This is a genomic window from Pectobacterium betavasculorum (assembly GCF_000749845.1).
Lineage (GTDB): Bacteria > Pseudomonadota > Gammaproteobacteria > Enterobacterales > Enterobacteriaceae > Pectobacterium > Pectobacterium betavasculorum.
This window is the reverse complement of the sequence record NZ_JQHM01000088.1, coordinates 1-235: the sequence shown is the minus strand read 5'-3', so window position 1 is coordinate 235 and position 235 is coordinate 1. Positions and strand designations below refer to the sequence as shown.

1 protein-coding gene is annotated in these 235 nt (G+C 55.7%); it reads right to left on the bottom strand.

The annotated features are described in order from the left end of the window. Positions 1-235, bottom strand: a 235-nt coding sequence (locus KP22_RS21220) for a contractile injection system protein, VgrG/Pvc8 family (RefSeq protein ID WP_039326493.1), incomplete at both ends; no start/stop codon positions are given.

Genomic DNA, 235 nt, shown 5'->3' with positions numbered 1-235 from the left:
CCACTGATAATGCCGCTGACACGACGCTTCAATTCACCTTCATACCAAATCATCAGCTCGCACGGCTGGTCGAGCACCGCGCCAAAATCGATATCCGGCAACGCACTCGCCAGACTCAGTGACAGGCTGAAAGGCCGGTTCAACCCCTCATCCAGCCTGAAATCCACCACCGCAAAGGTGCCTGCCTCCAGCGCGCCAACCTTTACGGTGAACTGTAATCCTGTACTGTTTGCCA